Annotated in this window: 7 protein-coding genes and 2 riboswitches (1 of these 9 running past the window's edge); all 7 genes read left to right on the forward strand. The window is 44.0% G+C overall.

The window, feature by feature from the left end; all coding sequences use genetic code 11:
- Positions 1 to 209: 209 nt before the first annotated feature.
- Positions 210 to 1,154 carry an AAA family ATPase gene (locus LG330_RS05870; RefSeq protein WP_404408198.1) on the forward strand — a complete coding sequence of 315 codons (945 nt, stop codon included), beginning with the start codon at positions 210 to 212 and terminating at the stop codon, positions 1,152 to 1,154.
- A complete protein-coding gene (locus LG330_RS05875) occupies positions 1,154 to 2,359 on the forward strand; it encodes a DUF58 domain-containing protein (protein WP_404408200.1) in 1,206 nt (401 codons plus the stop codon). Before LG330_RS05870 ends, LG330_RS05875 begins: the two co-directional genes overlap by 1 nt.
- Entirely contained in the window at positions 2,356 to 4,569 is a 2,214-nt protein-coding gene (locus LG330_RS05880) for a DUF4129 domain-containing transglutaminase family protein (RefSeq protein WP_404408201.1), read from the forward strand. Before LG330_RS05875 ends, LG330_RS05880 begins: the two co-directional genes overlap by 4 nt.
- Positions 4,570 to 4,607: 38 nt before the next feature.
- Positions 4,608 to 4,709: riboswitch (purine riboswitch) on the forward strand.
- A 541-nt stretch (positions 4,710 to 5,250) separates the two neighbouring features.
- Complete coding sequence (guaA, locus tag LG330_RS05885; protein WP_404408203.1) at positions 5,251 to 6,804, forward strand: glutamine-hydrolyzing GMP synthase; 1,554 nt, start codon at positions 5,251 to 5,253, stop codon at positions 6,802 to 6,804.
- 79 nt (positions 6,805 to 6,883) lie between these two features.
- A riboswitch (purine riboswitch) is annotated at positions 6,884 to 6,985 on the forward strand.
- Between the two features lie 99 nt (positions 6,986 to 7,084).
- Positions 7,085 to 8,422 carry an NCS2 family permease gene (locus LG330_RS05890; RefSeq protein ID WP_404408205.1) on the forward strand — a complete coding sequence of 446 codons (1,338 nt, stop codon included), beginning with the start codon at positions 7,085 to 7,087 and terminating at the stop codon, positions 8,420 to 8,422.
- A gap of 76 nt (positions 8,423 to 8,498) precedes the next feature.
- Positions 8,499 to 9,335: a glucose PTS transporter transcription antiterminator GlcT gene (gene glcT / locus LG330_RS05895; protein ID WP_404408207.1), complete on the forward strand. Its 837-nt coding sequence runs from the start codon at positions 8,499 to 8,501 to the stop codon at positions 9,333 to 9,335.
- Positions 9,336 to 9,472: 137 nt separating this feature from the next.
- Positions 9,473 to 10,307 carry the 5' end (the start) of a glucose-specific PTS transporter subunit IIBC gene (ptsG, locus tag LG330_RS05900; RefSeq protein ID WP_404408209.1) on the forward strand. The gene runs 1,238 nt beyond the window's last position, so the window shows 835 of its 2,073 coding nt (coding positions 1-835); it begins with the start codon at positions 9,473 to 9,475; its stop codon lies beyond the right edge, outside the window.

Consider the following 10,307-nt stretch of genomic DNA (forward strand, 5'->3'; position numbering starts at 1 on the left):
CTCTTTTTAGCCCTGCTGATTCTCAAGACCGGGCTGGAGAAGCAAAACTTCAGCCCGGTTTTTGTATGGGCGGAATATCAGGCACGTGCCGATAGTTGTAAGTGGCACTTATTTCTATTATTCTAAATAGAGTGTCTATTATCAATAGAATAAAGGTGGAATCCGCCTTACATGTATAGAGAATTAAATTAGAAATGGGAGGGAATACCATGTATCACCAGAAATTAGAACAGGTGCTTTATAATATCGAGCGTGTCATGATCGGGAAAAGGACAGTTGCAGAATTAAGTCTTGTATCACTGCTTGCTCAGGGTCACGTATTACTTGAAGATGTCCCCGGCGTGGGAAAAACAATGATGGTGCGCGCGCTTGCCAAGTCAGTAGGTGCGAAGTTTACCCGCATACAGTTTACTCCTGATTTACTTCCCTCAGATGTAATCGGTGTTTCTATTTACAATCCTAAGGAAATGACATTTCAATTTCGTCCGGGTCCGATCATGGGGAATATTGTTCTTGCAGATGAAATTAACCGTACCTCCCCTAAAACACAGTCATCACTTCTTGAAAGTATGGAAGAAGGCAGTGTAACAGTAGATGGCTTTACTCATAAGCTGGCCAAGCCATTTTTTGTCATGGCTACCCAGAACCCGATTGAATACGAGGGTACTTATCCACTGCCGGAAGCCCAACTCGACCGTTTTCTATTAAAAATGCAGATGGGGTACCCGGATGCAAAAGAAGAAATGGAAGTGCTGAACCGCCTCCAATTTGCACCTCCGATTGATGATCTGCAGCCGGTCATTACGCTTGAGGAACTGCAGCATCTTCAGGAAGAAGTTAAAAAAGTAATGGTAGATGAAAAAATAAAAGAATACATCGTAGATCTGGCTGGAAAAACACGTGATCATGCCAATGTCTATCTCGGAGTCAGTCCGCGTGGATCGATTGCGCTGATGAAATCATGTCAGGCCTATGCAATGCTGCATGGCAGAGATTATGTCCTTCCGGACGATGTTCAGTTTCTCGTGCCGTATGTTTTCTCACACCGAATGATTCTTAAATCTGAAGCAAGATATGAAGGGATCGAACCGGAAGAAGTGATTGAACGGATTCTTGCACGGACGAGAGTACCTGTTCAGCGGATGGCAAAGTGATGAAGCTCCAGATTCTGCTTAGTGTTGCAAAAGTTTTACTTGTGACCGTACTGCTGGTTGGAACGTTTTCATATGCCATGTTTCAGGGCGGTTTTGTCAGCTGGTTTCTATTTTACAGCTTCCTGCCGTTTGGTCTGTATTCACTGATGATGATGGTGTACCCGTTAAATGATTTTAACGTTATCAGGGTAATCAAATCAAGGGAGCTGAAAGCAGGAGCGAATGTTGCTATCAGAATCCACCTGAAAAGAACATTACCTTTTCCTCTTTTTTATCTTGTGGCAGAGGAACATATCAAAGGGAATGTTTTTCAACAGGGTCACACAGCAAAAAAATTGGTACATCCATGGTTTAAAAGAGAAATTGTTTTAGAATATGAGATTCAGAACATTCCGAGAGGTGAACACACATTTGAAAATGTTGAACTGAAAACGGGTGATTTTCTGGGTCTTGTACAGAAGTCAAGCCGGCTGGAACAGCAGCAGACGGTCCTGGTCTACCCTTCGCATATCGTGCTTGATTACCAGCCGCTTCAGGCAAGGTTTGATCAGGGCGTGTCATCTTCGAATGTAAAGATTCAGCAGGATACAACGCTTGTAACCGGTGTGAGGGATTATGAGACAGGTGACCGTGTGTCGTGGATCCACTGGAAATCATTTGCCCGTACAAATGATTTGAAAACAAAGGAATTTGAAGAGCGGAAATCACATGATGTGATGGTCGTGCTTGACCGGACGCCGAGTCAGGCTTTTGAAGACATGGTGGTACTTGCAGCTTCTGTGATCAGGGGTGTGATCAGAAAGGGTGCGCAGGCAGGCTACTTTTCAAAAGGAGATGGTGTTCAATTTGCACCGCTCAGAAGCGGGGAAAGTCATCAGAGACAGATTGATTATTACCTTGCTAAAGTGAAGCCTGATCAGGAAAGCAGTTTTGAAGCGGTGTTAAAACAAAATGCGTCCGACATTGCAAAAACGTCTGCACTGATTTTGATTACATCCAAACTGACAAGAGAAAGTATTGATGAAATCAGCAAGGTGTCAAAAAACAGTCAGGCCACGATGATTCTTTTTGTGAAGCACCCTTCAGTCAGGCTGAGTCAGGAACACAGGCAGCTTGCGGGGCTTGCAGCGTCAAAAGGAATTGTCTTAAGAGAATGCGATAAACGTCAATTCGCATCTGTCTTTAAGGAGGTGAAGCAGGCGTGAAAACAGAATTTGGGTGGAGCGATGTAGCAACGCTGATTTTGTACGTGCTGAGCTTCTTCCTCCTATGGGAATGGCTGAGACCTGTCGAACAGATCACGGAAACAGCCAATGTACATTTTTTTGTGATATTCGCAGGCCTGTCACTCCTGTTGTATTATTTTGAAGTAAACTGGGTTATTTCCGGGGCAATAAAAACAATTTTTATCATCGTTGTCCTGCAGTCTTTATATTTTGATGTCCCATTGGTTGGGGAAGGGGAATGGATTGGAGACTTCACTTCATCTGTTGGACAAAGTGTTGTCATGACCATCCAGCAGAACTGGGGCGGAGTATCAGACCTGTTTCGCAGTTTGTTGTTTTTCGTGTTGTTATGGCTGACTGCCTATCTGATGAATTACTGGCTTGCGATTCGTAAGCAGATGTTTTTATTTTATTTATTTACCGTCATCTATATTACGATCCTGGATACGTTTAGTCCGTATGATGGCAGTATGGCCATTGTAAGGGTCATTTTATTCGGATTTTTACTGCTTGGCTTGCTTGGTCTGCAGAGAATGGCAGATCAGGAACGGATTACTCTTTCGATGAATCAGGTACAAAGGTGGCTGCTGCCGCTTGCGATCTTAATTGCTTTCAGTTCCGCTGCTGCTTATGCGGCACCGAAAGCTGAGCCTGTCTGGCCGGATCCGGTACCGTTTATTACCTCATTTGGTGAAGGAGCAGGGTCCGGTACCGGGGGCGTGAACCGCCTTGGATACGGTGTGGATGACTCTGAGCTTGGCGGATCATTTATAGGAGACGAAACAAAAGTATTTGAAGCAACCGTTGAGGGAGATCAATACTGGCGGATCGAAACGAAGGATACGTACACCGGAAAAGGGTGGGAGCAATCGAGAGAAGCAGACAGCCTGACACCATTTACTGTGGGCGAGTTTTTGCCACTGACATTGGCTGAAATTGATGAGGAATCAGAGCCGAAGACTGTCGCAATTGATGTGGACCTGACATATGATCACCTGGTTTACCCTTATGCACCTGATAAAGTCATTAATGCAGATGCGGATGAGTTCCGCTTTAACCCTGTAAGCGAAAAGATTACTTCTTTCACTGGCGGGGAAGTAACAGAGCTTGGTGAATATGAATGGGAATTCCGTGAGCCGAGATACAGTCTTCAAGCTCTGAGAAATACAACCGGTCCTGGTCAGGGCTCACCTTCAATGGAACAATATCTTCAGCTGCCGGAAAACCTGCCGGAGAGAATCCGAGAGCTGACACTTGATATCACTGAAGGTGAAGATAACTGGTATGATAAAGCAAAAGCGGTTGAAGGTTATTTTTCAAGAAGCGGATTCATCTATGAACAGGAGGACGTGCCGGTACCTGAGGGCGACGAAGATTATGTCGATCAGTTCCTTTTTGAAACGCAGCGCGGTTATTGTGACAATTACTCAACATCTATGGTTGTCATGCTGCGATCAATCGACATCCCTGCCCGCTGGGTAAAAGGGTATACAGGTGGAGAAGTGATTGAAAACCTTGGAGATGGCCGTTCGATCTATGAAGTGACAAATAATAATGCACATTCGTGGGTTGAAGTCTTTTTCCCTGAAATCGGCTGGGTCCCGTTTGAGCCTACTGTATCGTTTTCAAATAACATTTCTTTAAACTATGACCTTGATCTTGATTCAGAAACAGACACACCTGAAACGCCGGAAGAAGCGGAAACGCCTGAACCGGAAGTGCCGGAACCACTTGAAGAAGATACGGGCGCTGCCGGTAGTGTGGATGATGAAGGGTCATCAGGACCGGGCGGATTTGAAGCATTCAGAAACTTTGTGGCAGAAAACCGGATGATGATATTTTTAGTCAGTGTCTTGTTGGCGATCACAGGAACCGTTCTTTACCGAAAAAGAAACAGTTGGATGCCATATGTGCTGATCCGTTACTACCGTTCGCAAAATGGCAGTGAAGTGTATCCGAAAGCCTACACTTCCCTTTTAAAACAGTTGAAACGTTACGGGCTTCGCAGAAAAGAAACCCAGACGCTGAGAGCCTATGCAAAAGAAGTGGATAATTTCTTCGGCACGCACGAAATGAGTAAATTAACAGACCAGTATGAGCGGATTTTATACAGAAGTGAAGATCCAAAAGACAAATGGTCAAATATGCGTGAATTGTGGGAAGATTTAATTAAAAAGACAACCGGTTGACCGGGCATGTGCAAGGCGTTAAAATAGTGAAAATTAATGACAGCTTCATAATACCCCTTCATATATGTCCGATAATATGGGTCGGATGTTTCTACCGGATCACCATAAATGGTCTGACTATGAAGGCGGTCTTTTTAATTGGTTGTTTCTTTCAGGAACCGCTGACCCTTTCCGTACGGGACTCCGCTTTCCGCGGCCGCGCGTTGAGCCTCCTCAGGCTTCGCCTTGCGGGGTCTCACCTGTCGCTTCTATGCCGCAGGAGTCTCCGTCCCGTACTGCAAGGGTCAGCTCAGTGTAATGTTAGAACAGGTAACTTTTGTAAACAGCCAATTAATAAAAGAGTTTGAGACTTCAAATATGAGTCTGATCCTTTTATAAAATAGACCGTCTTGTAAAAACGCTTGAAGGGAAGAAGAGGATAACTCTTTTTCGTACAGGCGTTTTTTCTATTTTAGCTTTGTTAAAGTGTAATAAAGTTTGTGCACAGCTGGTGAATGAAGCGTAAGGGGGCGACTCCTGCGGCAGGAAGGGACGTGTGAGGCCATGGCGAAGCCTGCGGGCTCACTGCCCGGCCGCGGAAAGCGTCCCCCTGAAGCGGAAATCAGCAGCCGTCTTAGCAAAGGTAACTATTTTGAAGGTGTAAAAGGTTAGATTTAAAATAATTGAATGAGGTGACCATCCATGCTAGGTAAAGAAGAAATGCATGATCAGGAAATGATCGTTGTACTCGATTTTGGAAGTCAATATAATCAGTTAATCACACGCCGTATCCGCGAGTTCGGTGTGTATAGTGAATTACATCCGCATACGATTACTGCTGAGGAAATTAAGGAACTGAATCCTTCAGGGATTATTTTCTCAGGCGGTCCGAATTCTGTATATGATGAGAATTCATTCCGTGCAGATGAGCGAATTTTTGACCTTGGCATACCTGTGCTTGGTATCTGCTACGGTATGCAGCTGATGACAATGCACTTTGGTGGAAAAGTTGAAAAGGCGAGAAATCGTGAATACGGGAAGGCGGACATTCAGGTTCAGGAAGCAAAGGGTCTGTTTAAGGATCTTCCGCTTACGCAGTCAGTATGGATGAGTCACGGAGACCTTGTTGTTGAAGCGCCGCCATCATTTGACGTGGTTGCGACAAATCCTTCATGCCCGGTTGCATCAATCAGCAACGATGAGCAGAAGCTCTATGCAGTCCAGTTCCACCCTGAAGTACGTCACTCTGAATACGGTAATGACATGCTGAAAAACTTTGTATTTGATGCATGTGGCTGTAAAGGTGACTGGTCAATGGAGAACTTTATTGAAATTGAACTTGAAAAGATCCGTCAGGAAGTCGGCGATCGTCAGGTGCTTTGTGCACTGAGCGGCGGGGTTGACTCTTCAGTCGTAGCTGTACTGATTCATAAAGCAATCGGTGATCAGCTGACTTGTATCTTTGTTGATCATGGTTTGTTGCGAAAAGGTGAAGCGGATAGTGTGATGAAGACATTTGCTGACGGCTTTAACATGAACGTGATTAAAGTTGATGCACAGGATCGTTTTATGAATAAGCTGAAGGGTGTATCTGACCCTGAGCAGAAGCGTAAAATTATTGGTAATGAATTTATTTATGTATTTGACGATGAGGCGACAAAGCTGGATGGTATTGATTTTCTTGCACAGGGAACGCTTTATACAGATATCATTGAAAGTGGTACTGCGACTGCGCAGACGATTAAGTCTCACCACAATGTTGGTGGTCTTCCTGAGGATATGCAGTTTACACTGATTGAGCCTTTGAATACACTTTTCAAGGATGAAGTCCGTGCACTCGGAAGCGAGCTTGGTATTCCTGATGAAATCGTTTGGCGTCAGCCTTTCCCTGGACCGGGTCTTGGTATTCGTGTCCTTGGTGAAATCACAGAAGAGAAGCTTGAGATTGTTCGCGAATCAGATCATATTCTGCGTGAAGAAATCAAAAAGGCTGGTCTTGACCGTGATATCTGGCAGTACTTCACTGTATTACCTGACATCAGAAGCGTTGGGGTAATGGGTGACGCAAGGACGTATGATTACGCAATTGGTATCCGTGCAGTTACGTCAATCGACGGTATGACTTCTGACTGGGCAAGAATTCCATGGGATGTGCTTGAAAAGATCTCAGTCCGCCTTGTAAATGAAGTGAATTCAATTAACCGCGTTCTGTATGACGTAACGAGTAAGCCACCAAGCACAATCGAATGGGAATAACGAATATTACCATTAATTTTTATTAATAATGTTCGTATTTTGTATTGACGCTTCAAAGAGGCATTGATACAATAACATCATCAAATAAATAATTTTTCGTCGTATAACGTCGGGGATATGGCCCGAAAGTCTCTACCAAGCTACCGTAAATAGCTTGACTACGCAGGTTTTTTAAAAGTTCTCTATGAACTTTTCTCAATCCTTTTAGTCATCCCTGAGCGACGAGTGTGCGCTCGGGGATTTTTTCGTTATACTTCGTATTTTTTCGGAGGGAACAGTTGTGAAGAAGTATTTTCAGTTTGAAGAATTAAACACGAATTACAAGCGTGAGTTCATTGGAGGGTTAACAACTTTCCTTGCAATGGCATATATCCTGGTCGTTAACCCGTTAACACTGACGCTCGCAGATATCGAAGGGCTGCCGGATTCAATGAGAATGGATTACGGAGCAGTATTCGTCGCTACTGCACTTGCTGCTGCGATCGGGTCACTTGTGATGGGTCTGCTCGCGCGGTATCCAATCGCACTTGCACCGGGTATGGGGCTGAATGCATTCTTTGCTTATTCAGTCATCCTGACGCAGGAAATTCCCTGGCAGACAGCTTTGACAGGCGTTTTATTTTCAGGACTTATTTTTATGGTATTAACTGTCACTGGTGTGCGAGAGAGAATTATTAATGCGATACCAAATGAGTTAAAGTTCGCAGTTGGAGCAGGTATTGGACTTTTCATTACATTTGTAGGTTTTCAAAATGCCGGTATTATTGTCGGTAACGATGCAACGCTTGTGGCGCTTGGAGATCTGACAAACGGAAATACACTTCTTGCGGTGTTTGGTATTTTTATTACAGTTATTCTGATGACACGAAAGATCAAAGGTGGGATTTTCTTTGGTATCTTGATCACAGCTGTTGTAGGAATGATCGTTGGTCTAATTGATCGTCCAAGCGGTGTGATTGATCCGACACCACCGAGTCTTGCGCCAACATTCGGTGCAGCGCTTGAACCGATCTTCTCAAGCCCTGGTGATCTATTTACGATTCAATTGTTAGTCGTCATTTTAACTTTCCTTTTCGTTGACTTCTTTGATACAGCAGGGACGCTTGTTGCAGTAACAAATCAGGCTGGTCTGATGAAAGATGGAAAGCTGCCACGTGCTAACCGTGCACTATTTGCAGATTCTACAGCAACAGTATTCGGTGCAGTACTTGGTACATCAACAACGACATCTTATATTGAATCTTCTGCAGGGGTAGCAGCAGGGGCGCGTACAGGTTTTGCTTCAGTTGTGACAGCAGCACTTTTCATTTTATCCATTTTCTTCTTTCCTTTGTTAGAAGTCATCACAAGTGCAGTCACAGCACCAGCTTTAATTATCGTTGGTGTACTCATGGTATCGGCACTTGGTAAAATTGACTGGACACGCTTTGAAATCGCGGTCCCGGCATTTTTAACAATCATTACAATGCCGCTTACTTACAGTATCGCTTCCGGTATCGCAATCGGATTTATCTTTTATCCAATCACAATGCTCGTATTGGGCAGAGGGAAGCAGATTCACCCTGTGATGTACGGGTTATTTGTAATCTTTGTACTTTACTTCATCTTCCTTTCGTAATAAGCTAAAAGGGCTGTTTCCGATTTACTCGGACAGCTCTTTTTTAAATCAAATTAAACGGGCGGATGTGATAAACGTGAGCTATGTAGTGAAAAAAATACTGAATAACAACGTGTTGATTGCTGAATCAAATAGCTCAGAAGTTGTCATGATCGGCAAGGGTATCGGCTTTAAACGGCAGACCCAATCGACCATCAGCGAGCAGGAGGTTGAGAAGCTCTTTGTGCTTCGTGATGAAAAGGAGCAGGATCAGTTTAAGAAGCTGCTTCCTTATGTTGAAGAGGATCTGTTGAAGGTTATTATTTCCTCAATCGAACTGATTCGTGAACGTACTCAGACGTTTTTAAATGAGCATATACATGTCGCATTAACAGACCACCTTGTCTTTGCGGTGAACCGGTTGATGAGAGGGATGTCGATTTCAAACCCATTTCTTTTAGAAACGAAAGCGCTTTACCCTTATGAATATGAAATTGCAAAAGAAGTCGTTGAACTGATTAATGACAGAGCACATATTTATCTGCCTGAAGGGGAGATTGGTTTTATTGCACTGCATATACATAGTGCAATGCTGAACCGGAATGTACATGAAGTGAACACTCATTCACAGCTGATCGGCAGACTCGTGCAGCTGATTGAAACGCAATTTGACGTTAAGCTTGATAAAGAGAGTATTGATTATATGAGGCTTGTGAGACATCTCCGTTACACTGTGGAACGGGTTGTCAGAGGTGAAAAAGTCGATGAGCCGGAAAAAATCGCTTTGCTCTTGAAAGAAGAATATCCGATGTGCTATAATCTCTCATGGAAACTGATAAAAATTATGCAGCAAACATTAAAAAAACCTGTGTATGACGCAGAAGCGGTCTACCTGACCATGCATCTGCAGCGTATTCAGACAAAAATGAAATAATACATTTACGTGTTACTGATTCGATCAGGCATGAGTAAATGAAGAATGTCCCGTATAACGGGATACGTGTACCTACGCGTTCTTCTTTTACTCATGCCTTTTTTGTTTGCTGTGTAACACAAAAAGGAGGAAACAGTATGTTTAAGAAGTTTTTTGGTCAGCTTCAGAAGATTGGTAAAGCACTTATGCTGCCAGTTGCGATTTTGCCTGCTGCCGGTCTGCTATTAGCATTCGGTAACGCACTGCAAAATGATACGCTGACAAACCTTGCGCCATTCCTGACCAGTGACTGGATTGTCATGGTAGCAAGTGTCATGGAGAACTCAGGTGGAATTGTTTTTGACAATCTTCCATTACTATTTGCAGTAGGGGTAGCGATAGGTCTTGCTGGGGGTGACGGTGTTGCCGGGCTTGCAGCGATCGTTGGTTACCTGATTATGAATGCCACAATGGGTACAGCACTTGGCCTTGAGCTTGGTGACGTAACAGGCGAGGGTGTAGATCCTGCCTATACATTGATGCTTGGTATTCCAACACTTTCATCAGGTGTATTCGGTGGTATTATCGTCGGTGCGCTTGCCGCTTATATGTATAACCGGTTCTTCAACATCGAGCTGCCGACTTATCTTGGTTTCTTTGCCGGTAAACGATTTGTTCCGATCGTAACAGCTGCTTCAGCAGTTGTATTAGGTCTTATCATGATCGTTGTTTGGCCGCCTGTACAAGAAGGGCTGAATGCATTTTCAAATCTGATGCTGAATTCAAATCTTGCCGTTTCAGCATTTGTGTTTGGTGTCATTGAGCGTGCATTAATTCCATTTGGTCTGCACCACATTTTCTATACGCCATTCTGGTTTGAATTTGGTACTTATGTGAACGCAGCTGGTGAAACTGTCCGCGGGGATAACTCAATCTTCCAGGCTCAGATTCGTGACAATGTTCAGGATCTGACTGCTGGTACGTTCATGACAG

The organism is Jeotgalibacillus malaysiensis, assembly GCF_044789845.1.
In the GTDB taxonomy this organism is placed as follows: Bacteria; Bacillota; Bacilli; order Bacillales; family Jeotgalibacillaceae; genus Jeotgalibacillus; species Jeotgalibacillus malaysiensis_A.